General features: G+C 62.8%; 37 protein-coding genes. 8 read left to right on the top strand and 29 right to left on the bottom strand.

What is annotated here, in order from left to right; genetic code table 11:
- The 24 genes from ACN0RJ_RS13280 to ACN0RJ_RS13395 form a co-directional block, all read right to left on the bottom strand.
- Nucleotides 1–960 (bottom strand): tail fiber domain-containing protein, encoded by a 960-nt coding sequence (locus ACN0RJ_RS13280; protein ID WP_417724557.1) that lies wholly within the window; start codon nucleotides 958–960, stop codon nucleotides 1–3.
- Nucleotides 961–964: 4 nt separating this feature from the next.
- A complete protein-coding gene (locus tag ACN0RJ_RS13285; RefSeq protein ID WP_417724558.1) occupies nucleotides 965–1,402 on the bottom strand; it encodes a GNAT family N-acetyltransferase in 438 nt (145 codons plus the stop codon).
- Complete coding sequence (locus tag ACN0RJ_RS13290) at nucleotides 1,399–1,797, bottom strand: hypothetical protein (RefSeq protein ID WP_417724559.1); 399 nt, start codon at nucleotides 1,795–1,797, stop codon at nucleotides 1,399–1,401. Before ACN0RJ_RS13290 ends, ACN0RJ_RS13285 begins: the two co-directional genes overlap by 4 nt.
- On the bottom strand, nucleotides 1,797–2,207 hold the full coding sequence (locus tag ACN0RJ_RS13295; protein ID WP_417724560.1) for a hypothetical protein: 411 nt from the start codon (nucleotides 2,205–2,207) through the stop codon (nucleotides 1,797–1,799). Before ACN0RJ_RS13295 ends, ACN0RJ_RS13290 begins: the two co-directional genes overlap by 1 nt.
- Entirely contained in the window at nucleotides 2,207–3,970 is a 1,764-nt protein-coding gene (locus ACN0RJ_RS13300; RefSeq protein WP_417724561.1) for a hypothetical protein, read from the bottom strand. Before ACN0RJ_RS13300 ends, ACN0RJ_RS13295 begins: the two co-directional genes overlap by 1 nt.
- Nucleotides 3,967–5,547, bottom strand: a complete 1,581-nt coding sequence (locus tag ACN0RJ_RS13305; RefSeq protein WP_417724562.1) for a hypothetical protein — start codon at nucleotides 5,545–5,547, stop codon at nucleotides 3,967–3,969. Before ACN0RJ_RS13305 ends, ACN0RJ_RS13300 begins: the two co-directional genes overlap by 4 nt.
- A gap of 15 nt (nucleotides 5,548–5,562) precedes the next feature.
- On the bottom strand, nucleotides 5,563–6,327 hold the full coding sequence (locus tag ACN0RJ_RS13310; RefSeq protein ID WP_417724563.1) for a hypothetical protein: 765 nt from the start codon (nucleotides 6,325–6,327) through the stop codon (nucleotides 5,563–5,565).
- 5 nt (nucleotides 6,328–6,332) lie between these two features.
- Nucleotides 6,333–7,037 carry a DUF6682 family protein gene (locus ACN0RJ_RS13315; RefSeq protein ID WP_417724564.1) on the bottom strand — a complete coding sequence of 235 codons (705 nt, stop codon included), beginning with the start codon at nucleotides 7,035–7,037 and terminating at the stop codon, nucleotides 6,333–6,335.
- 12 nt (nucleotides 7,038–7,049) lie between these two features.
- Nucleotides 7,050–7,508 (bottom strand): hypothetical protein, encoded by a 459-nt coding sequence (locus ACN0RJ_RS13320; RefSeq protein WP_417724565.1) that lies wholly within the window; start codon nucleotides 7,506–7,508, stop codon nucleotides 7,050–7,052.
- A gap of 36 nt (nucleotides 7,509–7,544) precedes the next feature.
- Nucleotides 7,545–8,006, bottom strand: a complete 462-nt coding sequence (locus ACN0RJ_RS13325) for a hypothetical protein (RefSeq protein WP_417724566.1) — start codon at nucleotides 8,004–8,006, stop codon at nucleotides 7,545–7,547.
- A gap of 62 nt (nucleotides 8,007–8,068) precedes the next feature.
- Nucleotides 8,069–9,172, bottom strand: a complete 1,104-nt coding sequence (locus tag ACN0RJ_RS13330) for a N4-gp56 family major capsid protein (protein WP_417724567.1) — start codon at nucleotides 9,170–9,172, stop codon at nucleotides 8,069–8,071.
- Between the two features lie 105 nt (nucleotides 9,173–9,277).
- Nucleotides 9,278–9,466, bottom strand: coding sequence for a hypothetical protein (locus ACN0RJ_RS13335; protein ID WP_417724568.1), 189 nt, complete (start codon nucleotides 9,464–9,466; stop codon nucleotides 9,278–9,280).
- A 21-nt stretch (nucleotides 9,467–9,487) separates the two neighbouring features.
- The gene (locus ACN0RJ_RS13340; protein WP_417724569.1) at nucleotides 9,488–10,489 is read right to left on the bottom strand and encodes a hypothetical protein; all 1,002 of its coding nucleotides are present in this window, start codon (nucleotides 10,487–10,489) and stop codon (nucleotides 9,488–9,490) included.
- Between the two features lie 11 nt (nucleotides 10,490–10,500).
- A complete protein-coding gene (locus tag ACN0RJ_RS13345; RefSeq protein WP_417724570.1) occupies nucleotides 10,501–12,741 on the bottom strand; it encodes a hypothetical protein in 2,241 nt (746 codons plus the stop codon).
- On the bottom strand, nucleotides 12,734–13,186 hold the full coding sequence (locus ACN0RJ_RS13350; protein ID WP_417724571.1) for a hypothetical protein: 453 nt from the start codon (nucleotides 13,184–13,186) through the stop codon (nucleotides 12,734–12,736). Before ACN0RJ_RS13350 ends, ACN0RJ_RS13345 begins: the two co-directional genes overlap by 8 nt.
- The gene (locus ACN0RJ_RS13355; RefSeq protein WP_417724572.1) at nucleotides 13,183–13,497 is read right to left on the bottom strand and encodes a hypothetical protein; all 315 of its coding nucleotides are present in this window, start codon (nucleotides 13,495–13,497) and stop codon (nucleotides 13,183–13,185) included. The genes ACN0RJ_RS13350 and ACN0RJ_RS13355 overlap by 4 nt, the downstream gene beginning before the upstream one ends.
- Nucleotides 13,494–15,128, bottom strand: coding sequence for a hypothetical protein (locus tag ACN0RJ_RS13360; RefSeq protein WP_417724573.1), 1,635 nt, complete (start codon nucleotides 15,126–15,128; stop codon nucleotides 13,494–13,496). Before ACN0RJ_RS13360 ends, ACN0RJ_RS13355 begins: the two co-directional genes overlap by 4 nt.
- A complete protein-coding gene (locus tag ACN0RJ_RS13365; protein WP_417724574.1) occupies nucleotides 15,125–15,508 on the bottom strand; it encodes a hypothetical protein in 384 nt (127 codons plus the stop codon). The genes ACN0RJ_RS13360 and ACN0RJ_RS13365 overlap by 4 nt, the downstream gene beginning before the upstream one ends.
- Nucleotides 15,505–15,705, bottom strand: a complete 201-nt coding sequence (locus ACN0RJ_RS13370) for a hypothetical protein (protein ID WP_417724575.1) — start codon at nucleotides 15,703–15,705, stop codon at nucleotides 15,505–15,507. Before ACN0RJ_RS13370 ends, ACN0RJ_RS13365 begins: the two co-directional genes overlap by 4 nt.
- Nucleotides 15,702–15,998, bottom strand: coding sequence for a hypothetical protein (locus ACN0RJ_RS13375; RefSeq protein ID WP_417724576.1), 297 nt, complete (start codon nucleotides 15,996–15,998; stop codon nucleotides 15,702–15,704). Before ACN0RJ_RS13375 ends, ACN0RJ_RS13370 begins: the two co-directional genes overlap by 4 nt.
- Nucleotides 15,995–16,762 carry a terminase small subunit gene (locus ACN0RJ_RS13380; protein WP_417724577.1) on the bottom strand — a complete coding sequence of 256 codons (768 nt, stop codon included), beginning with the start codon at nucleotides 16,760–16,762 and terminating at the stop codon, nucleotides 15,995–15,997. Before ACN0RJ_RS13380 ends, ACN0RJ_RS13375 begins: the two co-directional genes overlap by 4 nt.
- 165 nt (nucleotides 16,763–16,927) lie before the next feature.
- A complete protein-coding gene (locus tag ACN0RJ_RS13385; RefSeq protein ID WP_417724578.1) occupies nucleotides 16,928–17,701 on the bottom strand; it encodes a phage antirepressor KilAC domain-containing protein in 774 nt (257 codons plus the stop codon).
- Entirely contained in the window at nucleotides 17,698–18,141 is a 444-nt protein-coding gene (locus ACN0RJ_RS13390; RefSeq protein WP_417724579.1) for a hypothetical protein, read from the bottom strand. Before ACN0RJ_RS13390 ends, ACN0RJ_RS13385 begins: the two co-directional genes overlap by 4 nt.
- 65 nt (nucleotides 18,142–18,206) lie before the next feature.
- Complete coding sequence (locus ACN0RJ_RS13395; RefSeq protein WP_417724580.1) at nucleotides 18,207–18,368, bottom strand: Arc family DNA-binding protein; 162 nt, start codon at nucleotides 18,366–18,368, stop codon at nucleotides 18,207–18,209.
- A gap of 80 nt (nucleotides 18,369–18,448) precedes the next feature.
- Here ACN0RJ_RS13395 and ACN0RJ_RS13400 point away from each other — a divergent pair, with 80 nt between their 5' ends.
- Nucleotides 18,449–18,805: an Arc family DNA-binding protein gene (locus ACN0RJ_RS13400; protein ID WP_417724581.1), complete on the top strand. Its 357-nt coding sequence runs from the start codon at nucleotides 18,449–18,451 to the stop codon at nucleotides 18,803–18,805.
- A 658-nt stretch (nucleotides 18,806–19,463) separates the two neighbouring features.
- Here ACN0RJ_RS13400 and ACN0RJ_RS13405 read toward each other — a convergent pair.
- The 5 genes from ACN0RJ_RS13405 to ACN0RJ_RS13425 form a co-directional block, all read right to left on the bottom strand.
- A complete protein-coding gene (locus tag ACN0RJ_RS13405) occupies nucleotides 19,464–19,757 on the bottom strand; it encodes a hypothetical protein (RefSeq protein ID WP_417724582.1) in 294 nt (97 codons plus the stop codon).
- Nucleotides 19,754–20,398 (bottom strand): MT-A70 family methyltransferase, encoded by a 645-nt coding sequence (locus tag ACN0RJ_RS13410; RefSeq protein WP_417724583.1) that lies wholly within the window; start codon nucleotides 20,396–20,398, stop codon nucleotides 19,754–19,756. Before ACN0RJ_RS13410 ends, ACN0RJ_RS13405 begins: the two co-directional genes overlap by 4 nt.
- Nucleotides 20,395–20,808 (bottom strand): hypothetical protein, encoded by a 414-nt coding sequence (locus ACN0RJ_RS13415; RefSeq protein WP_417724584.1) that lies wholly within the window; start codon nucleotides 20,806–20,808, stop codon nucleotides 20,395–20,397. The genes ACN0RJ_RS13410 and ACN0RJ_RS13415 overlap by 4 nt, the downstream gene beginning before the upstream one ends.
- Before the next feature lie 196 nt (nucleotides 20,809–21,004).
- On the bottom strand, nucleotides 21,005–21,745 hold the full coding sequence (locus ACN0RJ_RS13420) for a hypothetical protein (protein WP_417724585.1): 741 nt from the start codon (nucleotides 21,743–21,745) through the stop codon (nucleotides 21,005–21,007).
- 2 nt (nucleotides 21,746–21,747) lie between these two features.
- On the bottom strand, nucleotides 21,748–22,035 hold the full coding sequence (locus ACN0RJ_RS13425; protein ID WP_417724586.1) for a hypothetical protein: 288 nt from the start codon (nucleotides 22,033–22,035) through the stop codon (nucleotides 21,748–21,750).
- 110 nt (nucleotides 22,036–22,145) lie between these two features.
- On the opposite strand from ACN0RJ_RS13425, the gene ACN0RJ_RS13430 reads away from it, so the two are divergent.
- The 7 genes from ACN0RJ_RS13430 (at nucleotide 22,146) to ACN0RJ_RS13460 (ending at nucleotide 25,203) form a co-directional block, all read left to right on the top strand.
- Nucleotides 22,146–22,514: a helix-turn-helix domain-containing protein gene (locus ACN0RJ_RS13430; RefSeq protein ID WP_417724587.1), complete on the top strand. Its 369-nt coding sequence runs from the start codon at nucleotides 22,146–22,148 to the stop codon at nucleotides 22,512–22,514.
- A 256-nt stretch (nucleotides 22,515–22,770) separates the two neighbouring features.
- Entirely contained in the window at nucleotides 22,771–22,941 is a 171-nt protein-coding gene (locus tag ACN0RJ_RS13435) for a hypothetical protein (RefSeq protein ID WP_417724588.1), read from the top strand.
- Nucleotides 22,942–23,053: 112 nt separating this feature from the next.
- A complete protein-coding gene (locus ACN0RJ_RS13440) occupies nucleotides 23,054–23,272 on the top strand; it encodes a hypothetical protein (protein ID WP_417724589.1) in 219 nt (72 codons plus the stop codon).
- Nucleotides 23,266–23,532: a hypothetical protein gene (locus ACN0RJ_RS13445; protein ID WP_417724590.1), complete on the top strand. Its 267-nt coding sequence runs from the start codon at nucleotides 23,266–23,268 to the stop codon at nucleotides 23,530–23,532. Before ACN0RJ_RS13440 ends, ACN0RJ_RS13445 begins: the two co-directional genes overlap by 7 nt.
- Nucleotides 23,529–23,975, top strand: a complete 447-nt coding sequence (locus ACN0RJ_RS13450; RefSeq protein WP_417724591.1) for a hypothetical protein — start codon at nucleotides 23,529–23,531, stop codon at nucleotides 23,973–23,975. Before ACN0RJ_RS13445 ends, ACN0RJ_RS13450 begins: the two co-directional genes overlap by 4 nt.
- Before the next feature lie 17 nt (nucleotides 23,976–23,992).
- Nucleotides 23,993–24,400 (top strand): HNH endonuclease, encoded by a 408-nt coding sequence (locus tag ACN0RJ_RS13455; protein ID WP_417724592.1) that lies wholly within the window; start codon nucleotides 23,993–23,995, stop codon nucleotides 24,398–24,400.
- The gene (locus ACN0RJ_RS13460; protein WP_417724593.1) at nucleotides 24,397–25,203 is read left to right on the top strand and encodes a hypothetical protein; all 807 of its coding nucleotides are present in this window, start codon (nucleotides 24,397–24,399) and stop codon (nucleotides 25,201–25,203) included. Before ACN0RJ_RS13455 ends, ACN0RJ_RS13460 begins: the two co-directional genes overlap by 4 nt.
- The last annotated feature ends 7 nt before the right edge of the window (nucleotides 25,204–25,210 follow it).

Raw genomic sequence — 25,210 nt, forward strand, 5'->3', positions numbered from 1 at the left:
TCAGGCCGCCACCTTCGCCGCGATCTTGTCGACCTTGGCATTCAGTTCCTTGATGCCCTTCCAGGCAATGCCGACCGCATCGGGCACGGGGATGGTCTTTCCGTCCCCCACGCCAAGGGATTTGTGAACATCCTCCGCATAGGCCCCGATGTGGGTTCCTCCGTCGCCCCGACCTTGCTTGTAATCCCAGGCCTCGACCGGGACATCTTTCAGGGAATCGAGGATGCCGGGGGCCTTGCGCTTGTTGGTCTTGGCCTCCTTCGAAGACAGCATGGCTGTCCAAGGCAGCGCGCCCGCGATGGCGCCCCCTACTGTGCCGACCGCACCCCAGAGGCCCGCTCCCTGCTGCTGCTGGGTCTGCCAAGCCGACATGCGGTTCTGGTAGTCCATGTTGAGAAGAGAGCCCATCTGCTCGTTGCCGCGCTGCGCTGCGCTGGCGCCCGAGGCCATCCCGCTGTTGGACAGGCCGATGGACGTTGCGGGGTTCACAGCGAAGCCGGAGCCCATGTTCAAAGCATCGGCGCGCAGCGCGCGCCCGGTCTGCTCGTTGAACCGCCGCGCCGTGGTGGCCGCGCCTGCCTTGCCCAGCGCGGCATCCATCTCGACGCGACGGCGGCTCGCATCGTACCGGCCCGAGCGCGGGTCAATACCCTTGGCCATCATGTCGCGTTCCTGGACAGCTCGTGCTATGTCCGTCTGCTGCTCCACGTCGGCAACGGCGGCTGACTCGAACGCAGCGCGGCGCTCCGGGCTATTGTATGCTTGGGCTTCGGCGATGAAGTCGTCTTGCAGAGGCTGGAAAACCTCCTGATACCGCGCGCGGTCCTCGTCGGCCCACTCGTTCGTGACTTCGGCCTGCCCTTGCATCCACGCGAGGTAGTCCTCGCCGATCTCGGCCGTCCGCAGCGCGGCGATGCCGATGTTCTTGTCAGGTTTCGGTGCGCTTCCGCCGCCGCTCATCTCTTCATCCTTTCCTGATCCACCGGCAAGACGCCCTTGTCATGCCCATCACGATACCATCGGAGCCGTCTAGGGAGCCACCGCGCAGTCGGCCCTCGAACGCAAAGCCTAGCTTCAGGCAAAGGATCTGCGTCTTGATGTTGTGTTCCTGTGTCGTCGCCGTGACCCGGCGAAGCTTCCTGATCTCGAAGAGGTAGCGGAAAACCACCTGCGGGAACGAGGGCATGACCCATCCGCGCGAACCGTCCGAGACGATGTGCAGATGGCAGTCGTGAACCTTCCAGTCCGTCGCGACCATGACCGCCCGCAGCCGCATCGAACCGTCCTCGGTCTGGTCTGCCACCCCTATGGCCGCCGCGTCTGGTTCCCACGGGCTTTTGAACGCCTGCATGTCCTTGGCCCATGCCAGCAGCGCGGATTGCGGGGCCGTGACGATCTTCATGGCCAATGACCCGACGTCGTCACGCTCTGGCCCGCGTCGCCCTTGATGATCTGCGCCGCGCGGTAGTGGGCGGCGATGTGCGCCGCGGCAGACAGCGCGAGGTTGTAGGCCCCCTGAGCGTCGAAGGTCACGGCCACGCCGCCAATGTCGTACCAGGTGAAATCGTTGTCTTGGTCCAGCCAGCGCAGGTCTCCATCGACGGAGCCGTTGACGATCTGGGCCACGGCCAGCATGCCGAAAGACTGGATGTAGAGGACATCCTCCATGGTCCCGGCATAGGTTCGGCCATCGTGGACGAACCCCGCCGCGATGCGCGAGGCGGTTTGCTCGTCAATAGCCGCGTCCCGCTCCTTCTGTTCGGCGACACCATTCTGGGAGACGACAAGCAGCGGCATCAGGCAGTCACCTCCACGTTCAGCCGCCAGCCCGTGTTCGGCAGGGGTGGTGTCATGGCGATGTTGTAGGTGCCCGGATCGGCGAAGGAGATGCCGTTGTCCTCATCGAGATAGTTGATAGTCGCGCTGTAGAGGTCGCCATTGGCGTTCCTGACATAGAAGGTCGAGCCGTCCGGGTAGCCGGAGAGGTCAAGGGGGGCCGACGTCGTGAAGGGCCCGGCCGGCGCGGCCAGCGCGACCAGCGGAACCACCGGCTCCGCGCCTTCGGCCCCGTTCGCGATGTCAACAGCATCGAGATACCCATCGTCTCCGGAACGATAGGCGGCGACCGTGGTTCTGATGCTGGACCCAGCGAGTTCGGCCGAGTGGATGTAGACCGTGGCCCCCCGGAAATATGCCGCCGTTATCATCACGTCACCTCGTAGATGGTCCAGTCGATGTACCACTCCCCGCCTGCGCCGGGGGCCATCGTCGTCACCTTCTTGCACCAGACCTCCAGCTTGAGGCGAAGGGTCTGCGATCCGGACCAGCGCGTGAGCGGCAGAACGGTAGCAACGGCGCCCCAGAAGACATCGGGCGTGTCTCCGGTGTCCGCCGTCACAACGACATTTCTGAGCCCCGCGACGGCGATATAGGTCTTGTGAGTGCCCTGCCAGGCGGTCATCCCCACGCCCGTGGTCTCCACATAGGTCGTGTAAACCACCGCCATCTCTTCCGTGTAGATGTCGGAGTCTTCGGGAAACGCGCCGATCTCGCCAAGGGTCTCGGTGATCGTGACGGACCCGGTGTCGCCGTTGGTGGTCAGGTCGCGCCGGATGATGACGTCGTGGAACTCCGCAACGCCTGCGTTCGTGATCCGCCATCCTACCCGATCCTCAAGAGGGTCTGCGGGAACGTAGTTGGTTGACTGGAGATTGTCGCCGAACAGGGCAAGACCCGATGCGGAGAAGCTGATGGTGTCGATGTGGCCTGCCTCGATCGCCGCCGCCGAGATGTGGCGGGCGATGATGCTGTCGGTAATCAGCATCCCGCCCGAAATGAGCGTCGTTCCAGGGGGCGCGAATGGGGTCAGGTCAACCGCGTTGAGGTGAGAACGGGCCAGCTGCGGCTGATACCAGAACAGGTAGCTGTCGGCCTCGCCGGGCTCTGTCGGATCTTTGATGATGACGGGGGTCGCGAAGGCGGCCCCGACCGGGGCTTGAAGGTGCCCGCCGTAGACCGGCCATTCCTCGGGGTTGGTCGAAGACGACGGCACGGCCACGGCGACTTCATCAACGATCTGGTTGGAAATCAGTGTTCCGTTCGCCTGCCTCCAGATGATGCGCAGGCGGCCGCCGCAGCGGTGAGACGAAACACGCGCGCTGAACTCGTACCAGGCCTCAGCCTGAACCGCGATGCCGTCGCCATAGTTCCCGTCCACGTCCTCGGTCTGCATCCGGACGTCGGCGGTCTCTGCGGCGGCCCCGGACTGGTAGATCGCAAGAGTAGGGTATCTTGCGCCCGCGAAGGTCGCGCCCGGCGCGCGGAGGATGAACGAAAGTTCGGACTGCGGATCCACCAGCCGCCAATGCGCCTTGCCATTCGAGAACAGCGCGTCCGGGATCAGGTTTCGCCCGATGCCGACCGTCAGGAAGTCCATCGAGACGGACCCCTTGAAGATGATGTTGTCGGCGAAGAAGCGCAGCGCGGAGAAGCCTTCCGAGCCGTCCGGGTCATTGGACACCACGATCTGCAGACCGGCCGCCTCGTTACCCTCCTCCAGCGTCATGGAGAAGGTGGCGGCGAGGTTGCCCTCGACCGTGGTAAGGCGCGATCCGGTCAGGCCGATGAAATTGGCGAAGTTCGTGCCGTCCAGAGCCGTGCCGCCGAGGTCAAGAATGTCGTCAATGTTGTCGTTCGCTTCCAGCGCGTCGGCGGCGGCATCTTCGGCCTCCTGCTGCGCGGCGGCGATCAGCGCGTAGATGCTGCCCTCCCCCGGCGTTTCGGGGTCGCCTATGGTCTCTTCGATGGTCGCCGCGCGCCGAAAAAGGCTTTGCGCCTGCGCCACCAGACGCTTGAGCGTTTCGTAAATGTCGCTGATGTCGCCGAAACGGACGGCATGCTCCTTCTTCGCGCCGCGGCGGCCCGCCAGCACCTCAAGGATTTCCGCAATGCGATCAGGACGCAGGCTCATGGGGTTTGCAGTTCCCCCATGCTCTCGGCGATCGTGATCGCCTCGATGGTCGCATCAGTCGTTACTTCGACCTCCCAGCGGGTCGCGCGAAAGCCGCTCGGCAGACGCTCGGCGACGTTCATGGCCGTGATCGTGTGCTTGAGGTCGCCGTCCGCATAAATGTCGGCGGAAAACGTGCCGGGGTCGACGTTGGCAATGCCTTCGACCATGATCGCCGAGAAGTTGACGGGGTGCGGGGTGACGAACACCTTGGACCGCCACGACTGTATCATCGGGTCGCCGCCCTCGGGCTCCCATTCCTGGATCGTGGTCGAGTTGAACAGGTAGAAGAGCCGACCCTCGCGGATGTCGTGAAAGGCGCCGATGGCATGCGCGTTGGTCTCGATCAGGAAAGGCTGCTCGCCGGTCAGGTCGATCATGGCGCCCTTGTCCGTGCGCCCATTCAAGGTTCCGCCGAAACTGAACCAGTAGCGCCCGTTGTAGCGGCTGGCGACGATGGATGCCGGATCGACCGCCTCCCATTGAGCGCGGGAAATCAGCGGCCTCGATATGACCTCCGCACCCGTCGAGGTGATCCGCACCAATCCCTCCGTAGAGGCGTAGATCGCAGCGTAGCCGAAATCGACAACGCTGCGCAGGGAGACGCACGGCAAGTTCTCCTCGATCTGCTCCATGCTCATGTTGTCGGGGTGGGTGCCTTGGGCGCGGTAGGGCGTCCCCTCCGTCAGGATCGCGAGGAAGGATCCGAAGGCGGCCAGCGCGACGATGTCGAAGTCCACGACAAGCGAATATTTCGCGGGCCAGGTGTGGGGCAGATAGGGCTCGCAGAAGTAGATGGTGCGCCCGGAGAAGGCCGCCATCATGCCGTTCGGCATGGAAATGATACCGGCGAGAGTGTCGACGGGCGCCGTGAAGTCCTTGCTCACGGCCACGTCCTGCAGGGGTGCGAGGTCCGCATCATGGTCGTAGGTGGTCGCGAGCGCGATCTCATCGACATAGTAGAGGTCCGAAATGCCGGTGGCCGAGGTGGAACTGCGGTAGATGCGGACCCGGTCAATAGCGCGGCCGGCGGGCGGCGCGGGAATGTCGGACAGCCTCACGACACAGCCCGCGCTCCATTCCAAGGGCGTCGACAGCGGCGACGGTTCGCTTTCCTCCTCGTATTCGGTGAGCCAGGTATAGGCGAAAAGCACCTGCTCGCTGGTCTCCGCGTTCACGGTGCCGCTTTGCAGAACGGTGGTCGGCGCGGTCGTCGGTCTGGGAACCGCGAGGTTGTAGGTGGTCTCGTCCACGATCAGACGCGGAACGCCGCCGCCGGTCGTATAGAGCCTGTCCGCTGCGATGGGGCCGGGGACCACGTTGACGACGCTCGGCCATGTCAGCCAAGTCTCGTCCTCCAGTCGGTAGATGGTCGCGGCGGGGGCGCCCAAGGCTTCCTCGAGGACGGGGGCATTTGCGGGGCCTATCGCGCCGTCATCGAGGCGCGTGTTCACGGCGGTCTGCGCGAACTGGTCCGGCAGCAGGCGGGCATTGCGCTTCGGCGCGACCCCTTTGAAATCGGTGACGGCGATGCGCATGTCCCCTCCCTGGGCTTATAGAAACTGTATCTTGGTGCGCCGCCGCGCTCTCTGTTGGCCCGTCATGTTGGAGGAGAACTTGGCATCCATGGCCTTTTCGAACTGCCCGCGAAAGTGGGTCGCAAGCTTCGGGTCATGGAACTCGGTATCCTTCACGAGAAGCATCCGGGACAGAGCGCCCCATGCCAGCGGCTCGGAGTGCTGTACCGCCATGAAGTCCGGGATCTGGTTGAAGCGGTCGTGCATTCTGTCGGATGCGTCGGACCCGAACTCTTGGTCGCTCGAACGCGGCTTCAGGAACACGGTGATCCGGAGCGTTCCCTCCTGGAAAGGCATCACGGCCACGCTGTTGGCGCCGATCTGGGTGACGTAGCGCGGGACGCCTGCCTCCTGCGCCGCAATGACGGACGGCGGCAATTCGCTGAACTGCGTCGGCTTCAACTCATGGTCGCCAGCGCCCCAATATGCCGTCTCGATCTCGTGGATGGTGGCGAAGTCGGGGCAGATCAGTGCGGAGTTGTTGGCCACCATCGGCATGGCGCAGATATAGCGCCAGCAGCGGGTTCGCTCGCAGAACTCGATGGCCGAGTAGCGCAAGGCGTTTTCGATCATGATGCGCGGCGCCCCTCCAGCATAGGGCTGGACGAGGTGTGTCAGCGCGGACAGCCGCCGCATCTGGAAGATGCCCGTTTGTCCGAAGTCCGTAAACGGATCGCCCCCGTCGTAGATGACGAGGGCTTCCTCCGGGCTGAACGGATCGCCGCCGTCGAGGTCGGCCATGGGGCTTACCTCGCTGCGGCGTTCCGCTCGTCGCGCTGCATTTCAGCCTGGGTCTTGATGCCCAGCATCGACGCGAACTGGTTGTAGTGACCAACGGCGCGCTGGCCCCCGCCGGGAATATTCGAGTCCTTCGAGAAGGCGCGATACAGCACGTAGTCGGTGAGCGGCGGGCGGTAGATGTCCGGCAGGTCCACGGCGGTGGTGTAGCTTTCGATGTCGAGCGGGTTCAACGGCTTTGCGATGACGGTGGGGAGCATGGCGACTGTCGCCTCGACATATCCCGTCCCGTCATTGCCCGGCGCGATCCAGAAGACGCGAGGGTCGATCTCGGGCTGGAAGACGTAGTGGTTCACATAGACCGAGTACGGCAGAACGTCGGGGTTCTGCCAGCCGGGGATCTGCGCGTCGAGGATGTGCTTGGCCACTCTGGTCACGCTGTTTCCCCGGATGCGCCCGCCGCCGCCTTCAACCTGCGTCAGCACCGCGTTGATGGACAGGAGTGCGGCCTGCGTGGCGGCAAGTTCCTGCCTCGTGCCCTCATCAAGGCCGAACTCCACATCCGTGGCTGTCGCGGTCGGCTTGTGCGTCACGATGGCCTTGGCGCCGTCGTTGATCCAGTTGAGGAGTTCCGGCAGGGTCCAGTGGACACTGTTGGCATCGTTCAGGATGGCGCGGACGTCTTCGAGGACTTGACCACAGGTGAAGGCCATTCTGGCGCCTCCTTACGATGCCGCAGCAGCGCGGGCCTCGGCCAGCTTTGTGCGAAGGGTTTCGGGTTTCGAGTTCGGGTGCGGGGCCTTGCCGGTCTCGCGCGCGATGGCTTCGATCAGCTGCGCCTCGGTCATCTCTTCGATGGGCGTACCTTCTTCGGGCACTTCGTCCATCTCGTCGTCATCGAGGTCGGAATCGTCGACGTCATCGTCATCGGACTGCAGCGGCGGGGTGTCGATCACGGCCGGAGCGAGCGGCGGAAGGGGTACTGCGACCTCCGGGACTTCCTCGTCGCGAACCAGCCTGTAGGCGTCGATCTTGAGGAGCCGGTGGATATGCTCCTCGTTCTCGATGGTGTCGCAAACGTGGCGCCCATCGTTCCGGGGCTCGAAACGGTAGCTGACCCCTTGGAGGGTCACGACGGTGCCGCCCTTGCGGCGGCGGATGCACTCGATCTTGGTTCTCGGCATGGTCTATCTCCGGAGGTTGGTCGCGCGGGGCGCGGCTCAGTAGCTGTACTGGACCAGGACGGTGACGGTCTGGGAGCCGTCCGCGACCACGTTGCCGGAGAGTTTCACGCCGATCGAACGGTGCGCCGCCGAGGGCGAGATGGCGAGAAGCGTTGCCTTCGTGGCCGCGTTCTCGGCGTCGTTGACCGATACGCCGTCGAACAGTTCGTCGGCAGAGGTCCGGGCCGAGCCGTCGTCATTCGTTGCGGCGCCGGGCTGACCGGTCATGAACCCGACATCGGCGGTGATCGCGCCGAAGCCGTCGCCGATCAGGGTCGCGGAAATCGGGCGGCAACCGGCGGGCAACATCCCGATTTCGAGGATGTCGCTGGCAGCGGTGAAGTCGCCCTTCGCCGCGGTGAAGGTGTGGGTGAAGATGACGGCCGCGACGACGCCCGACTGCAAGGCGGTGGGGGGCATCGCCCGCAGCTGCCCGTATTCATTGCGATGGATGGTCATGGCGTCCTCCGGATCTGACCGTGAAAGAAGGCCACCACCCGGAAGGGCGATGGCCGGATGGATTATGCCGCGTTGGGGTTACGCGCAGCGGTGTCGATGGCCATGACCCCGAAGTCGCGCCCGTTGAACCGGGTCTTCTTGAAGCCCTGGATGAACCCGCCGGCAACGCGCGGCTGGTTCTCGAAATCCTTGGTGTCTTCGACCCAGATTCCGCGCCGCCCTTTGGTCGTGCCGTAGGCGACCATGCCGGCCTGGCGGCCGAGGTAGAGCGCGCGGGCCGCCGGAACGTCCGCACCAGCACCGTAGTCGCTGAACCGGATCACGTTCTCGTGGGAGTGCAGGACGCACTTGTCCAGCTTGCCAAGCGAGCCCTTGAAGATCCGGTTGGACGAACCCTCCGAGGCGGCGGCGGCCTTCTGGATGTCGAGCCACCCGCCGGTGCCGGTATCCATGCGCATGTCGTAGCACTGGAACTCGGACATCACGCAGACGTAGAGGTTTTCGCCTTCCACCGTCACCGGCACCATCGAGGCGCTTTCCGGGTCGAGGGCATGCATCATCGAGGCGGCGACGTTGGCGCGCTCGATGGTGTCGCGCGTCATCTTGTCAGCCGCGACGATCTCCGCCTTCGCGTGAGCGTCACCACCGAAAAGCACATGGCCGTTGTCGGGGGCCTGCAGGGCGTTTCCGGCGCGGCCGGTCCAGCCCAGGCCGACCTTGAAGGCCTCGTTGATGCCGCGCGCGCCCGAGAGATAGATGAAATAGAGTTCGTCCCAGTATTTCGCCCAGTACTCCTTGAGGCGCTTCTTGCCGACCATGCGAAGGTCGTGGACGGTACGCTTCCGCGTCATGCGCCCGCCGCAGGAGACGGATTTCCGGGTCTGGTCGATGGCGACCTCGTCGGTGAAGAAGCGCAAGTGTTCCTCCTTGCCGTCGAGAACATCATCGCCTTCCGTGGGCTCCTGGCGGAGTTCCACGGACAGATCGAAGCTGACCCGGTCGCCGCTGTCGGCTTCCAGTTCGGTCTTCTGCTCGATGATGTTGTTTTCGCCTTTGCCGACGAATTTCCGAGCCCAATACTGGTTCGCGACGGTGTCGCGCGCCAGTTCGGTGCCCCATTTCTTTTGTGCCTTGGGATCGCCCCAGGCGATGACGGTCGCGGACATTTTGGAAGCCCCCTTGTCGCGTGTTTCGCAAGCAAGGGCGCTTCCTGCGCCTCATCACTGAGACAGATATAGACGATTTTCCGCGACCGCGCCACCACATCTAGATCAGGCGCGCGCGGGCTGTTCGACCTCTCCCAACTGAGCCTTCGGCGCGGTCTTTTCGTGGACAATCAGCATGTCGCGCGGGGCGTCGATGTCCAGCTTGAGACCTTTCCGGGTACTCAGGGTGAATGAGATGGTGACGTCTCCGATGTGGAGAACGTCACCTTGCGCGATGGTCTTTGAAAGTGCCACGCTATCCTGTCCCTCTGTTGGTTATTGGCTGAGATACGCCACTCTGTCGTCCTCGGAGAGACGGCCAAGGGCACGCTCGTAGGCTTCGGGATCGTCCGAATCCGCTATCCGGTCGAGTTCGGCAAATCGCCCACCATTGCCCGTTTCGACCGTGTCCGCAGGCATCTTGGCGAGGGTCTGCACGGGCTCGCGTTTCCCCGCCGGCTTGGGCGGCAAACCACCCTTCTCGGCGGGTGCGGCGCTGGCCTTCCGCTTCGTCGGCACGTCCGGCACTTCGACGCCGTGCGCTTCCCCCTGGATCTTGTACATCTTGTGCCCGTAGATCAGCCGTTCGCGCTGCGTCATTGCCTGAATGGCCGGGTCAGTGCTGCCGTTGACTGCGCGCACAAAGCGATCAAAGTTCTCGGCATGCGGCCCGCCGGGTGCGAACTCCGGCACTTCGGCGAGATAATCCGTGACATTGGCCTTCCAGCTTTCGTTCCACGTCTCGAAGGCCTGCTCATTGCGGACGTTCTGCTTGACTGCCTCGCGATACTGCTGGTCCAGTTCCGATTTGCGCGCGTCGTATTCGTCATCCGTCAATTCGCCGTCGTCGTAGTCTTTCTGCGCGGCCTTCATCTCGTTGAGGACGCGGGCCTCAGCGTCCGGATCGACAACGGGGATCGGGCCGGCAATGTCGCGCGGCTCCGCCGCGGCGGCTTTGGCATCGTCGTCGCGAGCGATCTGCGCTGCCTCGACCGTGTCGCTCCCCTTGGCGGCGGCTTCCTCGCCGAAATCGTCGTCGCCGGTATCATCCGGCGTATCATCCTCTTCGGCGGCTCCCTCCTCTTCAGGCGCGTCGTCGTCGTCAACCCAGCCTTCGGGCTTTTCCATAAGACCGAGTTCGATCTTCTCCTCATCGGTGAGCAAGTCGTCAGCATCTGCGGACGTTGCATCCGGGATGACGGGGCTGATCTTGCTGGACGAGGTGACGGACGATGCCGGGCGTTCTTCGGTCGCGGTGGTGTCTTCTTGGTTCGTCATGGGGGTGTTCCTTACATGGGGACAGGTTGAGGTTGCGGGACCGGCGCGGGCTGCGCCGTGGTGGGCATGCGCGGGGCAAGGTCAACGCCTGCCTCCGCGAGGAGTTGATCGGCCACCTGGGCAGCAGGCGGCGCGGCCATGATCTGCAGCGCCAGTTCGATGGCCTTGCGCTTCGTTTCGAGGTCGTCACCAGGCAGCGCCGCGATCAGCTTCTCGATTTCCATCGCGGTCTTGTCGGCCTTCGCTGCCCTCTCCTTGGCGCTGGCCTGTTTGTCCGCCGCCTCGGCCTCGCGGAACGCGACATCGGCCTCCTTGAGGCGGGCCTGCATCTGTGCCTGTGCTTCCTTCTGCTTCATCATCGCGAGGGTATCGGGATCGGGGTTGTTCATGTCGGCGTCCGGATCGGTCATGCCGGTGTGCTGGCGAACGCGCTTCACGATTTCCTCGCCATTCGGGAGGTCCATGGTCTCAACAAGCAGATCCAGCACCAGCATCACGATCTCCGGCGCCACGCTACCCACTTGGCTCAGCATTTCTTGCAGTTCCGCCGTCTTGGATTGCCGCAGGGTGGCATCCCAACTGTCCTCGGCGATGATGAAGTCTGCCTTCGTCCTGATGACGTCGTTCTCGGGCAGGCCGTCGTTGATCGTGACGTAGGAAGGGACACCGCGCATGTTGGTGATGCGGAACCGCTTCTCCTCCGTCATGAACTGCTCGATCAGGCTCAGGGTTTTCTCGCCATGGATCTGCCTGGCAAGCCGGAGATTGTCGAACAGGATCGACGTCGCGAGCGATCCCTGGTTCTGCCGCGCCTCGATCGCGCGACCACTGGCGGCGTTGGTCTGGCGGCCAAGGTTCTCATCGGTGACGCCGGAGGTCGACTGGATGAGGCTGATGGTGCGGCCCATCATCTCAAGGTGCGGGCTATCCATACCCCTATCGGAGTCGATGTCGATTTGCTTTCCGGTCTTGCGGACGATGATCGCGTTCGGTCGCGCCACCTCTTCCTCGTATTCGTCCAGATCGTCTACCGCGCCCTCCTCCATGATTGTGCGGTTGCTGGACATGATGGCGAGGGCCTTGGAGGCTCGCTTGTTGATGTCTCGCTGCATGCCTTTGAGATTGCGGATCGCGCCATACGGCTGGTTATTGGCCGCCCGGCGATATGCCCAGATCGGCGTAAAGGGGTATTTGTTGTGCCGATAGGGCGAGGCGTGAAAGTAGATCGGACCTGCGGTCGTGAAAATCATCACATAGACGGACATGGTCGTCTTGTGCTTGATGGATGCCCGGCCCGTGATGACGTCGTCGCGATGACCCTCGCTGTAGACGTCGAACACCTCGCCCGAGAAGTCCCCGCCGACCATTCGCGGTTTCACTTCGGGCTTTTTGAACCAGCCCTCCATGACACGAACGCGCTGCCTGTCGGCCATGGCGAAATCGAGCGTCACGCCGCTATCCTGGCTTGCGAAATTCTCCTGGTCATCCATCCAGTCGTCGCCGTAGTCGTCGGAGGTGGCGAGGTCGAAGACATTGGCCGAGGCGCGCGCAATGGTTTCTTTGGCGTCCGGGAAGTAGCAGGTGAGGGTATCTCGATCCATCCACTTGTGCCGGAACTGGTAGCGGCTGTCTTCGGCATCAGGGTTGGTCGACGTGCTGTCCCACACGATGTTGCGCCACGACTCCGACCGGGAATAGATCGGTTCGCCCTCTGCTTCGTCCTGAACGCCAGCTTCAAGCCAGCCCAGCCCAGCCTTTGTCGCCTCCTGGAATGAGCGGCTGATGTCGAACTCTTCGCGATTGACGTCCGAGAGGTATTTCAGCAGCTCGGACTTGCGCTGTGCGGCCTGCGATCCTTCTTCGCGGCGGGGCAGCACCTTGTAGTCCGTCCGGGTGCGGCGCTCGGTGCCCAAGATCCAGTTTATCGTGGTGCAGATGACGTTGTAGACGATGGGTTCCTGCCCGCGCTCGCGCAGCACCTCGGCGTCCATATCGGACCACTGGTTCCCGTCGTAGAACTCCTCGTCCTCGGCCATTTGCGCGCGGTTCTCGGCCTGGACCTCCACCTCATGCAGGTAGTAGGCCATCAGCCTCCTGAACAGCATCTGCATTTCGTCCGACTGCAGATCGGCGGGTCGGGCTTGGGTGTCCTGTGGCGCGGAACCGCGTTCCACGCGATCTTCGGGCTGGTCGGAATAGACCCGCCCAGGTGTGGCGCTGCGGTCCCGATGGACGTCGAGGTCGTCAAGCATTGTCCGTCACCTCCTTGTGGGTCGTCTTGCCGGTGTCGTGGTCGGTGATGAAGAGGTCGGCGACCTTCCTTCGGAGATGGTCGGGCATCGGCGGCATGGCGGTAAGGTCGCCGAGCCAGTCGCGGATGACCGACTGAATGCGGTGCCGGTCGCGGAGGTTGATCGGGTTGAGCCCGAGGAAGGCGCAGAACTTGCCGGATTCCGTCTCGGCGTATCCCTTCGGCCCGCGCTGCTCGTCCCATTTCCATGCGCAATCGAGCGGCACCACGCAGGGCCTGACCTTCTCGTGGTGCGTGGTCTTGTTGCTCGGCACCAGGACGAGGCATGGCGTTCCATCGGTCAGAAGCCACGTCTTGAACAGGGTGATTTCCCCCGTCCGGAAGGCCCCGTGGTTCAGTCGGAGGTCCAGCAGAGGGAAGTTGTTCGGGTTGGTGAGGACGTTCATTGGCGGCTCTCCTTTTGGGCGAATGCGATCCACATGCGCGAGACGGCGGTGGCTGTTGCGATGGCGATGGTGTGCGGGTCACGGTGGACGCGCATGCAAACGTCCTTGACGCGCTCCACGGGGGCCATGCCGGGCCGGTCGAGGCGGGTGACGACCGCAAACCGGCCGCCGGCCGTGCGCGGTGTGTGCGTCTCGTCATGCAGGATCACGGGGCGCGGGCCGGTCCAGACAAGCATGTTGCCGAGCATTGTGTCCGCTGCCTTGGCGATTTCTCGGAGGTCGGTAGAGAGCGGGATGCGGACGGGTTTCATAGCGCCATGCCTCCTCGACGGGCGGCCTTGCGCTTCGGTCGGCGCGAGGCGCGGATCAGGCTGGGGTCGAACCCCTGGGCATGCTGTCGCAAGGCGTCGGCCGCCTCGGAATGGCCGGTGTCTTTCTCCGGTTCGCTGGACCATGCCTGCGTTCTGGTGTTCCAGCGCTTGCGGTATTCCTTCAGGTGGATAAGCCCGGCTTTGCAGTTGGTCTCATCGAACCAGTAGGTGCCGAACTCCTGACGCAGCAGGTCGATGCCGTGCTGGAATGTGCTGACTTGCGGGACGATGTGAAACGTCCAGTCCGGCGCCAGTTCCTGCAGCATGGAAAGCGGAGACGCGATGGTTTCCTTCATCTGCCGCTTCTGGTTCGCATCATGTGGCAGGAACATGCCGCCAAAGATGTACCCGGTCTCCCGGAGGGTGCGGACGAAATGCGCATAGCCTTCGTCCCAGCCCTCGATGTAGCCGATGAAGCGGTTTTGCAGCCCTACCCATTGGTGGAGCCATATGCCGGTGCCCGCCCCGGCCCCGATGTCCCAGAACGTGTTGACCGGAATGCCCTCGACGTAGGGCACGGTGGTGATCCTGCCATCCTTGCGCGTCTTGGATAGCTGGGCGGCGAGGAATGTGCCTTCGGTCGATTTCTGCCAGCACTCGTCCGGGGTGGACGGATATTCCTGCCACATTTTCTCGAAGTCGCCCGAGAACTCTTCGTCCCGCTGAGAGACGTACCATGCGCGCTGTCGCGCACTCAGCTTGAGCGGCGCGTCCTGCAGGATGAGGTATCGCTTGGCCTCGTTCCAGTAGGCTTCGACGGTGGCGAAATACTCATGCTCCTTCTGCGTGATGGTCACGCCTTCCGGGTCCATCGAATAGTGGGGCTCGATCCACCACGGGAAGAAATGGAATTGGTTCTGGCGCAGGTTGGGGTGGATGCCGCTCTCGAATAGCCCTTGGGCACGAAATGCGATCTTGAAGAACTCGCCGTCCTGCCCCTCGGCGGTGCTTTCGATGACCGCAACCCCGGTCTTGGGCACGGTGGGCAGCGAGCCGGTGACGATCTCTTTCGCCTTCTTCGGGAATGCGGCCGCGATCTTGCCCATTTCCGAGACATGCAGCCGGTGGATCGTGCCGCCCCGCATCGAGGTGGAGACGCGGATCGACGAGTTGTTGTGTTCGAAGAGCAGTTCTTCCTCGGTCGCCTTTTTCAGCGGCATGCCGCGTCGGACGCCCTCGGGCATGTTGTCATAGGCAAAACGCACCTTGTCTCGGAACAGGACGCCGGCGATGTCATCGGTCTGCGCGATCATCCCGCATCGCTGATCCCCGACGAAAAGAGCATGATCCAGCCAGAGGATTGCGATGAGCGTGGTGAAGCCCAGCTGCCGCGCCTTGAGGATGACGTTTCGGTAGTGGAGGCGCTTGAGGAACCGCCGTTGAGCGCGGTTCGGGCGGAACGGAAGGACCGCCTCGACCTCGCCATCGTCGCCCTTAATCATGATCTTGTAGAGCTGCCCCGAGAAGATGCGCCATTCCCAGTCGCCCAGGCAGGCGATCATCTCCTCCGACGACGTGGGCACGAAGTCGGGCGTGATCCTGAACTGGTCCTGATCGGCGAGGGCGTTCACGAATAGCGCCTCCCATCGGGTGCAACCGTCACCGGATCTTCGGCTCCATCATCGTCCAGGTGGATCGCCTTGCCTGCATAGGTGTCATCGAAGCAGTAGAGGCCTTTGTGCCAGTCCTCGTTCATGAAGAGCGGCGATCGCAGCATGACGAACGCTCGATGCACCGTCTCAAGCACGGTCTGGACGGTGCAAAACCGGGCGCTGCACCACATGCCCCCGTCCTTGCCGTCATCGAAGTGAATGTAGACCCACATCAACTCGCCGTCCTCACTGAGGCTCAGGCCGGCGACCAGCGCGGGCAGGTTGGAGATGCCGCCCAGCAGTACGTTCACCTGCGTCATGAGGCTGTGCAATCGCTCGGAGGCGGTGCTGCCGATCATGGGATGCGGTGCCCCCAGAACGATCCGAGCGAGAACGACACGCTTGCGCGCGGGTTCGGGTCGCCAGCAGATGCGATGCCTTGAGCGAAGGCCGCAGCCATCTCCGGCGTCACGCGGCTTTCGGCGCCGGGGATGGGGCATTGGTCCAAGAGGTCGAGGGCGGCGATATGGGCGGCGCTGAGGCGATAGTTGCTCATGGACGAACCCACCCGTCGCGGAAAGCGTCGGTGCCCATAGACGGCTCCCAGGCTTCGACATTGCGGGGCTTCCTGCCCTCGGCCTTGCGGCGCGCAAGGTATGCGTCCCAGATCGCGCTGATTTCGTCGATGATCTGCTGCAGGCTGAGCGCGGCGGCGCACTCCACGACCTTGCGAACGCGGAAACCGTCGAGAAATGTCATGGTCCAATAGACGCCGCGCCGGACCTTCAGGGCCGACCATTTCGCGGGATGTTCGAGATACCGCAGCACCTCCTCGGTATTCGTGGTCATGCTTCGGGTTCCTGTTTGGCGGGGGGTTTGGCTATCGGGGCGATGGATGTTCCGCGCTTGCTGATCTCGGCCACGGCCAGCGCAAGGTCGGAGACGGCCTTGTCTGCGTCGTCGTCCTTGAAGAGCCCAAGCTTTCGAGCAAGAGCGTTCAGAGCGGCGCCCTGGTCCTGCGTCTTGATCTCGATGCCGTGCTGGGTCTCCTTGACCCCGGCAAACAGGGCGCGGCCCGCATCGCTGAGTTTCGTGGTGTCGTGGATCACGGTGCGCGGCATTCCATCGCCCTCGCACATGGGACATTCGGGATGCGGGTCTGCCTTGGACGAGTACCCATACCCGCCGTCGTCGCTGGGCATCTCGAACATGGCCCGCTTGCTGTCCGGCAGGAGCATGTGTTCCTGCACCGCCTTCTGGAACTCGGCCGGGAGGCGCCATTGGTACAGGTGCCCCGCCCCGTGACAGTGGCGGCAGGCGCCGCGCACCACAGACGACAACTCGTTCGGGTCCGCCATCGCGATCAGCGCATAGCGCCGCGCGACGTCAACTGCGCTGAGGTCCAGGGCCTTCAAGACCCCTTCCCGCAGTTCGGAAACCCGCGCGGAAATTTCAGGTTTTTTCAAGAGATCGAACGCCTGCTGTCCGGCTGTCTTCCTGCTGTAACCCGCCTCTATTGCGGCCTTTGTGCCGTTTCCCCGCACACCTTGGACTGCCGACGAGACATACTCGTGGCAGAACCGCTCGTGCTTCTTGTTGCGGAGTTCGGGCAAGTGCGGAGACCTCAGAAAACTTGATCTGCAATATGCCTGCGCGACGTGAATCGGTCAACGCAACGGGAACGGGCGCCCGAAGGCGCCCGCTGTGGTGGTTTCAGATCGGGTCAGGGTTGAGGGCTGATCAGATTTCAGTCTGCGCGGCGTGATGTCGTTGGCGGCCTATTTGACGTCTGCGGATGCACCGGGGACCATCTTGGCAAGATAGGTCAGACCACGCGGCGTGACTCGAACCTGTTCGTTGATCTTCTCCATGCCGTCGGAGCCAGTGACTGTGGTCGTTTTGTGTTCAAGGAATCCGCGATTGCACTTTTCCTGAAAACCAAGCCAGAAGCGTGAGCCGGGCCTCTTGTATATCCAGCCGTTGCGCGCCAGCCAACTGAACAGATCCTTCGGACGAACGCCGAGGTTCTTTGCAGCCTCCGTGATGTTGAGGCTCCCCTCGGCCCGCGCCAGCCGGTCGTAGGCTGCCACATCTTCGCGCATACCCGCAATCTGCGTGGCTTGCCTCTCATTTCGCTCCACTTGGTCAGCCCAAGCTCTTGCCGCTTCGGCGGGATTGCTGAAATCCGGCAGAGTGTTGCGCTGGCGGATTTCCATCTCCTCCAGTCGCTTCACCACCCTATATCGCAAATCGGCGCGATAGCCCGTGATCAGCGTCACCGTCAGGTCTTTCGGTAGACGGTATTCTTTGAGCCGCCTGCCGGTACTGTCGATATAGCTAGAAAGAAAGTCGCTCGCCCCAAAATTGGGGTGAGCAATATCCTGAAGCATCTTCTCGATGTCGCGCAACACATGATCGTGGCGCTTATCGCAGAGGTGTGCGATTTCTCGGGATGACATGGTGAGGATCTCCTGTTCCGGCTGCTGGCGCCGGTCTTCGTGGTCTCGGTCTCGGACGAATGCGTCCATCTGAAGAAAATTGCTCACGGTCACAGCCCGCCCTCCTGCGCAGGGAAGGCATTCAGGGAACCTCCGTTGCCCGAGGCGCCGCGCCAGATGTTGAGCAGGATGGCGCTCTGGGGTTCGGCGCTGCGTTCCGCGAACTCAGGGTGACCCTCATCGCAGCCCGGCCCGGCTAAGTCCCAGAGGACGTGCGCGAGGGCGGCGATGCCTTCGCGGCTGACGGGGACAGCGCCGGTCAATGCCCAGAACGCGCGGTCCTCGCGCGCCTCCGCCTGGGACGTGATGCCGACTGCGGCCTTCTCCGACAGGCACCGCTGCCATTCCGAGCGAGCGGCGGTCCAGTCGCGATAGAGAGGGATCACCGGGTCGTCCGGTCCTGCCTGTGAAAGTACCTGCGCGGGTAAAGCGATTGCGGCGGCGGCCGCGAACGGTGCGGACTTGAAAAGTCCGCGACGAGATGTCATGTTCATAAGGAATTCCCTTTTGAGCGGGTTTCAACGAAGGGTCACGGGCTGTTTGCCGACGCCGTGACCCTTTACTTTTTTGAAGCAGCCACTTCGCTCTCCATTGCCTGCCTGACCAAGTTGATGAGGAAGTTGTTCATCGACCGACGTTCCTGTCTTGCCATCATCTTCACCCATATCTTGAGGTCTGGCGGCAATCGAAGCCCGAAGGGGGGTTGCTGTTCTCGGGTCATTTACTCTCCTCTCTTCTGATAGAAGTTAGCTTCTAATAGAAGTCATTGCCTGTCAAGCCGCTTTGCTACAGATAGTAGCCATGAGTGATTCCGCACCCAAACAGGAGGCGCCCTACGGCCTCCGAATGCCGCCCGACCTCAAGGCTCGGGTGAAAGCTTCTGCGGAAGCGAACAATCGTTCCATGAACGCGGAAATCGTGGCGGCCTTAGATGAGAAATTTCCTCGCCCGGAGCCTGAGATTAGCGACGAGACGATTCAGATGTTCAGGGATCGCCTCAGAATCATGGATGAACGAAATAGGGAAATCCTCAAGGCGGTGACGGAAATCGTTGATGCCTACGCTGATACCGTGAAGAAGGATACCATGGGAGAGCGGCTCAAAAGGCTCAAGGAACTCCAAGGGCAGTATGAAGCCAATCTTCGCTCCAAAGGGTAACTGGGCGCACTTGTGGATCATGCTAATGTCCGCACCCGCCTCGGCAGAAGTGGACATCACAACGGAAATTTGTGCGGAATATTTAGGTACAGGTCGGGAGTATCATGTCTCCGGTCGTATTCTTGGTGGTCGCGAATTGAGCCGGGCGACAGGGTACACGAGTTACTCGTATGCGAGTAACTATTTGGTGATATTTTGGTCCGGGGGTGAAGCTTCCGTGATCGAACTGGATTACGCCACAGGCGCGATATTCTATGGAATGGGCGGTGTCGATCAAAGTGGCATGCGATGGCGCGTTAGCACAGGCGAGTTCTGCTACTAGAACCGCTTCGAAGGCGCAAAGAGCCACCAACTACGGGCACCGTCGCTTCACGGCAATGCCACGTAGCCATGGAACGCCGCAGGAGCGACGGGGATAGCCTTGCGGGCGGTCCCTCCATCTCGGACCTGCTCTCCCGCAGGAAATCACAAGCGGCCCCCTGCGGTCTCTCTACGCGTGTTGGTATAATATACCCCTGTCAATATATCTCGAACCACCTCCAGCCCGACTCCTTTCGCGCCGCATCGTGAAATGGGTTGTGGCAGACACGGAGATAGGGGCGGTCCCGAAGAAGCTGCCAGTGCCAACTACCCAAGCGGATATTGAGGATTGCGTTGCTCATTCCGCGACATCCATTTCCAAGATGCGGTATCGCGGCAGCTGGGCGCGGGAGACTGCGCGTCCACGAAATGCGAAGGCCTCTCGGCGTTGCAGGTAGCGGGTGTTGTGTTCCTCCCCGCGATAGGTCACGAGCCGCGACACGCACAGGAGCCGGTCGGGGTCCGAAATGGCGTCGAGGAAGCTGGCGAAGTCTTCGAACTCCGTCTCGACCAGTTCGAACACGGCACGGTCATTCGGTCTCGTCTCGGGGGTGAAAAACACCTGGACGACACATTGGGCTTTCTCGGTCATGATACGCTTTCCTCGTGGTTGAATTTGGTCTTTTCGTCGCCCCAGCTGCGCCAGCCTGGGCGTTCACACCGCGAGAAGAGGTCAACGCGGCGATGGCTCGGGTCCATCATTTCGGCGATTTCGTATGCCTCTTCCGGCTTGCGCGAATGTTCACGGCGCAGCCCCTCGATGACGGTCCTGATGCTGCGGTCGCGGACAGGCGGTTTTCCACGGGTCGCGATGATGAATAGCTCGCTCGCGGATCTCAGGCGCCGCCCGCCGCCGAACGCAAGCTTCCCGCGCCGCGTCCGCTTCACCCAGACACCGGAGGTGCTGTACTCGAAGCCCCAAGCGATCATCACCTCCAGCGCCTGCGGAAACATCGGGTGTGTCGCCCAAAGGAACAGGATGCAGGAGGGCGCGGCCAGGTCGCTTACCGGAAGAGCCTTGATCCAGTCGAGGGGCTGGGTCTTGTAGTGGTGATCCGGAGTCTTGCGTTTGTCACCGTTCTCGGACCAGTCCCGAAGCTTCCACGGCGGATCTGCCTTGATGAACGTGGCCCCGCCGTAGGGGCGGATTTCGGCAAACTCCCGCGCGATCTGGGGCATGTCCGGGAAGGCGATAGGATGGCCGGTCGAAGGGTTGCAGAGCAGGTCTCTCATGTGGCGGGGTCCAAAGGCTGCAGCCAATCGACCGCGGTTATCGAAATCAGGCCGGCGCGGCTGGGATGGGGGTCATGAACCATCCGACCGGCCAAGCGATCCCAGACGACGAGGTGAAGGGGCCCGCCTGTTTCAGGCTTGGTTCGCACGGTCGGCCCAGCGGCCATGATGACCCGCGGGAGCGGCGCAAAGTCCCTGGTCGGATGATAGACCATCGTTTGGTGCGCCCATCCGTACAGGTCTTCAAGCGTGTCGAAAAACTCGAGGTTCCATTCCCCGCCGCTCGGAGCGATGGGGTGCGGAAGCAGGGGCATGGGGTCTTGGGCTACTGTGCGGATGCAGGCCCGAGCGCAATCCCCGAAGACGCCGCTTTCCGGGTCGTGGATGCACTCTTGGTCGAACAGGATCATGAATTTTCCTTTCTCAGCTGGTCGCGAGCCGCCTCAAGAGCGTGGAGCGTGGGGATGTAGAACCGCCCGGACTTCGGGCGCGTGGCGAGGGAGCGGTAGAAATCTATCCTCTCGGGCAGTCGCCCGACGTCGAATGTCTCGGACCAAGCCCTTCCAGAGAGCGTCACGGTCGCGCCGTCCGGGGATGCGACGGCCTTCATCTCGCCGACCGCGCGCCTGCGCGCTGATTCAGCGCCGCGATTTCGTCGGAAAGCGGTGATTTCCCCGTCTCCGTCTCTGTTTGAGTTTCTGTTTGAGTTTGAGTTTGAGTCTCTGTTTCTGTCTCTGTCTCAGCACGAAAACCGTTCACGCCTATGGATAGGTCTATGGATAGGGCTATCGGTAGTTCTTCGGATAGCGGGTGCGGAAGGGTCTGCACGGCCGCAGCCAAGGCAGGCATGCCATGGTCATCCACGACACCGAGCAGCATCTCCCGGCACATTTCCAGCGCCTCGGCCGCCGCGCGCCTGCCCTTTTCGTCGGTAGCCCAGCGACGGGCTACCGCGAGTGCCGACCCGGCAATTTCGACAGCAGACACGACACCGGCGGGCGAAGTGCGGGGAAGTTCACGCTGCGCCCGGATCGCGCCCTGAAGGTGCTTCCGGTTGGTGATGGGGTTGTGATCCCACCAGCCGATGATCGACACCACCTCTTCGAGTTCGTCATACCTGGCGAGAGACGCATGCACGACGGCAGCAAGGGCGATGTTCGCCCGGTCCTCGGGGACGCGCAGGTCGGTGGCGATATAGGCGATGGGCAGGCGATATGCGCCGATACTGGTGCCGTGACGATTGGTGTGGAGGTACAGGTAGACCAGCCGGGCAAGTTCGCAGGGCAGACCGCGAAAACGCCTTGACCCCCAGATGCTGGTCGAGATGATCCCGAAGGCGCGGCTCATGGCTACTGGTCCTCGGCCTCGGGGGCGCTGCGCCTCTTCCGGTGCCAGCGGAACAAGCCCATCGGCACTTGGATTTCAACGCTATCGCCAAGCTGTTTGAGCGGCCCGTACCAGTAGGCCGGCAAGAGGTCTGCCTTGAGGTAGTTGTAGATGGCAGACGGTGTGGTTTCGAGAACTCGGGCCATCTCGGGGACGCCTAGCGCATCCGCAAGGTCGCGGGGGTTCCCTGGGGGGACTGGCTCGTTAACCACGTCCTCAATTTCGTCGGGGTGGGGGTTGGTGTCGGTCATGCTTTCCCCCATATATCAAAAATATTGACCTAGCAAATTCAACAAGCCGCCTACCGGGCATCAATTTTTCACAACTATCGGCCAGAGCGCCCTAAGCATAGGATATTGGTATGTTTTTGAAGGATGTTCTCACAATGGTTCCAACCAGCAGCGATCAGCGCCGCTCCCTCGCCCGAACAGGCCAAACGGACAACGAGGCGGCGGCGGTGCGCCTCCGGGCCGCCCGCATCGCCTGCGGCTTGACACAAAAGCAACTCGCCGATGCGGCTGGCGTCGGCGCCACGCAGATCATCAACATGGAAAAGGCGCGGTCCTTTCCGAGCCGCGCCGTGATCGTTTATCTCAGCCTGGAACACCGGCTCGATGCGAACTTCCTGATCCTTGGGCAGTACGCGCAGCTTCCGTCGGACGTGCAGGAGCCCCTTTTCCTAGCCCTCACGGAACTTTCCGGCGAGAGCGCCGATTCGCGCGAAGCCTGACGCGGCCCCACACCAGCAGGGCGTCCAAATCGACGCCCAGCACCCCGGCGGCGACCAAAATTCTCCAATAAAACTCACTCATCTCTCAATCCCCTGAGCAGCGCCAAACACGCGCGGTATCGGCATTTTGCGCGATGCCCCCACCCGGTCGTTGTGTATCTGGTTGGCGTCAGGGTCAATATTTTTGATATTTGTGTTGCGATCCTCCGCGCTATGCCTCAATAATATTGAGCATGAATGTCGGAGAATCCACGATATGAGCTCAATCATCTCGGACCCCTTGGCCCACGCTAAAGGCGTTCTCGCCCTGCCCGGTCAGCACACCGAAGAAGAAATTCGCGAGGCCTGCAACTACCTCGCCGAGAACAGCGACGAAGCCGCTGACCGCAACTTTGCCCGTGAGTTCGCGCTGCTTCACGACCGCTGATCGAATGGCGGCGCGCCTCCCTGCGCCGCCCTCTCCGACGTCTTGGACAACGTCCCTCCCTGCCACTCACGGCCCGAGACGTCGGAGACCACCCTCAACATCGGAGGCATAAATGCCCACAATCCCTGAAATGGAAGACGCCCAGGCCAGCGAGCGCCGGGCCGACGACCTCGACCGCCTGATTTTCGACGCACACAAGATCGCGCTCGGCGTCATCGTCGCTCTGGTGCTTGCCGGTCTGGCACTGGCGACCCTGAGCATAGCGGCCAAGGCCGCAGCCAACACCGCCGTCATGCTCGAACTGGTGGGGACAGGGAGGGCTGCGTGGTGAAGATTTCCGCAACAGGTCTGGTCGCTGCCAAGGCGAAGCCGGGCGACACCGTGCGATGCCTCGGCAGTTCGGGCTTCGAAAAGGACAGCGGGAAGAACGCCCGGTTCGTGAAGGGGGAGACCTACACGGTGGTTTCCGGCCCGGACGGGAAGTCGCCGCGCGTTCGGTCGCGGATGGTTCCCACCGGCGACGATCAGGGCGCGGGCCCGTCGAACCATCTGTTCGTCGGAGCGGGCTACCTTTGGGAGGTGGTTCAGTGAGGAACTTACCCAAGACCATCGTTCTGCGCCTATCTGAGGGCGAGGCACAAGAACTTCACGACCGCTTGTCAGACCTACTGTGCTGGGCGGCGGGGTTTGAGGCAGGCGGCGGCGACACAGCGGCTTTCGGGCCGTTCGGAACCGAAGCAATTTCTCGTCTTCGCGAGAAGATCGGGTTCGTGCAACGCCAAGTGAAGGACGACCAACTGCAAAGCGAGAGGCGCCGCCAAGCAAGGCTTCGCGACGAACTGACGAATACCGTCAATCGGGTGTCTGACCTCGTCGGGGAGACGAACCCATCCGACGAAATCCGCCCCGACGGCATTTCTGTTCGCGAGGAGGTACGCCTGCATCTGGGTGCGATACGAGGGGTCATCCTTTCCGAGTTCGACCCCGACCTCGCACCGGCGCCCGATAGCGCCGCCTGCACACCGGTGCTGTGATGGAGGATCAGCCCCCCGTGCGCCGCAAGAAGCTGACCCCCGCCCAGCGCCTCGACGTCCTCCATTCCAATGGTGGGGTCTGCTATCTCTGCAATGAGCCGATCAACCTGGCGCGCATTCGCCGTGGCGAGGCCGAAGGCTTCGAGGTGGAGCATATTCACGCCTTGGCGCTGGGCGGGGGCGACGACCCCTCCAACTGGCGACCGGCGCACATATCCTGCCACAAGAAGAAGACCCGGCGCGACCGGCGCGCGATGGCGAAGGCCCGGCGCGGCGAGGCCAAACGGAACGGCACCGCCAAGCCGCGTTTCAAGAAAAAGATCGCAAGCCGGGGGTTCGACAAGGGGCCGCTGATGAAGCGGCCTGATGGCGAAATCGTGGACCGGAAAACGGGCGGCGTCGTGCGGCCGGGGTGGAAGCCATGACCGACAAGGCCAATGCCCAGCGCGCGGCGCGCAATGAGAGCAAGCGCAACCAGGTGCAAGCGATGCGCGATCGGCGACGGATCACCGAAGGTCCGGTGCCGAGCGGTATTGTTCGCATCTACGCGCCGAAGGACATGGCGGGCACGATGCATCCGCAGACCCTCAAGGTCTGGAGCGGAATGGACGGGGAACCCATCCTCAAGGACGGCGCTTTCAATTCGAAGATCGGCGGCGATGTCCTCGTCGGCCATCTCAAGGGCGCGCGGATCTACACCCTGGCGCTGGAAGAGCGCGCCACTTGCCCCCGCTCCTGCCCGATCTACCGGGGCTGCTATGGCAACGCCCTGCACCGGACGAGGCGCTGGGCGTACTCCCCCGACCTGCTGAGTGGCTTGCGCGGTGAAATCAAGGCGCTGATCCATGTTCACCGCAAGGTGCTGATCCGGCTGCATGTCGTCGGCGACTTTCCGACCGAGGAATACGCATCCTTCTGGCGCGCGATGCTGGATCTTCATTCCGGCCTTCACCTGTTCATCTTCACGGCGCACCGCTCCAGCACTGCAATTGGCGGCGCGGTGGCGTCCCTAGCCGAGACCGGGCGGGCATGGGTTCGTCATAGCGGCCAGACCGGAGATCACGGCGCGATCACGCTGGACTTCCCGACCGAGAAAACCCGGATCGGCGACATGACCGTGTGCCCCGAACAGCGCCACGCAATCAGCGAGCCTCTGCGGCAGACCCATTGCGGAAGCTGCGGCCTGTGCTGGGCCGGGAACACCGGCATCGCCTTCATCGAACACTGAGGAGACA

It is taken from the genome of Salipiger sp. (genome assembly GCF_048261495.1).
Taxonomy (GTDB): domain Bacteria; phylum Pseudomonadota; class Alphaproteobacteria; order Rhodobacterales; family Rhodobacteraceae; genus Salipiger.

Bases quoted from the DNA above. Each gene is read 5' to 3' on its own strand.
- ACN0RJ_RS13395 (WP_417724580.1), bottom strand. From the start codon at position 18,368: ATGACCCGAGAACAGCAACCCCCCTTCGGGCTTCGATTGCCGCCAGAC.
- ACN0RJ_RS13315 (WP_417724564.1), bottom strand. From the start codon at position 7,037: ATGGCCTTCACCTGTGGTCAAGTCCTCGAAGACGTCCGCGCCATCCTG.
- ACN0RJ_RS13430 (WP_417724587.1), top strand. From the start codon at position 22,146: ATGTTTTTGAAGGATGTTCTCACAATGGTTCCAACCAGCAGCGATCAG.
- ACN0RJ_RS13370 (WP_417724575.1), bottom strand. From the start codon at position 15,705: ATGAGCAACTATCGCCTCAGCGCCGCCCATATCGCCGCCCTCGACCTC.
- ACN0RJ_RS13375 (WP_417724576.1), bottom strand. From the start codon at position 15,998: ATGACCACGAATACCGAGGAGGTGCTGCGGTATCTCGAACATCCCGCG.
- ACN0RJ_RS13350 (WP_417724571.1), bottom strand. From the start codon at position 13,186: ATGAACGTCCTCACCAACCCGAACAACTTCCCTCTGCTGGACCTCCGA.
- ACN0RJ_RS13280 (WP_417724557.1), bottom strand. From the start codon at position 960: ATGAGCGGCGGCGGAAGCGCACCGAAACCTGACAAGAACATCGGCATC.
- ACN0RJ_RS13285 (WP_417724558.1), bottom strand. From the start codon at position 1,402: ATGAAGATCGTCACGGCCCCGCAATCCGCGCTGCTGGCATGGGCCAAG.
- ACN0RJ_RS13340 (WP_417724569.1), bottom strand. From the start codon at position 10,489: ATGACGAACCAAGAAGACACCACCGCGACCGAAGAACGCCCGGCATCG.
- ACN0RJ_RS13320 (WP_417724565.1), bottom strand. From the start codon at position 7,508: ATGCCGAGAACCAAGATCGAGTGCATCCGCCGCCGCAAGGGCGGCACC.
- ACN0RJ_RS13300 (WP_417724561.1), bottom strand. From the start codon at position 3,970: ATGAGCCTGCGTCCTGATCGCATTGCGGAAATCCTTGAGGTGCTGGCG.
- ACN0RJ_RS13420 (WP_417724585.1), bottom strand. From the start codon at position 21,745: ATGAGCCGCGCCTTCGGGATCATCTCGACCAGCATCTGGGGGTCAAGG.
- ACN0RJ_RS13460 (WP_417724593.1), top strand. From the start codon at position 24,397: ATGACCGACAAGGCCAATGCCCAGCGCGCGGCGCGCAATGAGAGCAAG.
- ACN0RJ_RS13440 (WP_417724589.1), top strand. From the start codon at position 23,054: ATGCCCACAATCCCTGAAATGGAAGACGCCCAGGCCAGCGAGCGCCGG.
- ACN0RJ_RS13290 (WP_417724559.1), bottom strand. From the start codon at position 1,797: ATGCCGCTGCTTGTCGTCTCCCAGAATGGTGTCGCCGAACAGAAGGAG.
- ACN0RJ_RS13415 (WP_417724584.1), bottom strand. From the start codon at position 20,808: ATGATCCTGTTCGACCAAGAGTGCATCCACGACCCGGAAAGCGGCGTC.
- ACN0RJ_RS13405 (WP_417724582.1), bottom strand. From the start codon at position 19,757: ATGACCGAGAAAGCCCAATGTGTCGTCCAGGTGTTTTTCACCCCCGAG.
- ACN0RJ_RS13310 (WP_417724563.1), bottom strand. From the start codon at position 6,327: ATGGCCGACCTCGACGGCGGCGATCCGTTCAGCCCGGAGGAAGCCCTC.
- ACN0RJ_RS13365 (WP_417724574.1), bottom strand. From the start codon at position 15,508: ATGATCGGCAGCACCGCCTCCGAGCGATTGCACAGCCTCATGACGCAG.
- ACN0RJ_RS13355 (WP_417724572.1), bottom strand. From the start codon at position 13,497: ATGAAACCCGTCCGCATCCCGCTCTCTACCGACCTCCGAGAAATCGCC.
- ACN0RJ_RS13435 (WP_417724588.1), top strand. From the start codon at position 22,771: ATGAGCTCAATCATCTCGGACCCCTTGGCCCACGCTAAAGGCGTTCTC.
- ACN0RJ_RS13390 (WP_417724579.1), bottom strand. From the start codon at position 18,141: ATGAACATGACATCTCGTCGCGGACTTTTCAAGTCCGCACCGTTCGCG.
- ACN0RJ_RS13325 (WP_417724566.1), bottom strand. From the start codon at position 8,006: ATGACCATCCATCGCAATGAATACGGGCAGCTGCGGGCGATGCCCCCC.
- ACN0RJ_RS13295 (WP_417724560.1), bottom strand. From the start codon at position 2,207: ATGATAACGGCGGCATATTTCCGGGGGGCCACGGTCTACATCCACTCG.
- ACN0RJ_RS13400 (WP_417724581.1), top strand. From the start codon at position 18,449: ATGAGTGATTCCGCACCCAAACAGGAGGCGCCCTACGGCCTCCGAATG.
- ACN0RJ_RS13425 (WP_417724586.1), bottom strand. From the start codon at position 22,035: ATGACCGACACCAACCCCCACCCCGACGAAATTGAGGACGTGGTTAAC.
- ACN0RJ_RS13345 (WP_417724570.1), bottom strand. From the start codon at position 12,741: ATGCTTGACGACCTCGACGTCCATCGGGACCGCAGCGCCACACCTGGG.
- ACN0RJ_RS13305 (WP_417724562.1), bottom strand. From the start codon at position 5,547: ATGCGCATCGCCGTCACCGATTTCAAAGGGGTCGCGCCGAAGCGCAAT.
- ACN0RJ_RS13330 (WP_417724567.1), bottom strand. From the start codon at position 9,172: ATGTCCGCGACCGTCATCGCCTGGGGCGATCCCAAGGCACAAAAGAAA.
- ACN0RJ_RS13410 (WP_417724583.1), bottom strand. From the start codon at position 20,398: ATGAGAGACCTGCTCTGCAACCCTTCGACCGGCCATCCTATCGCCTTC.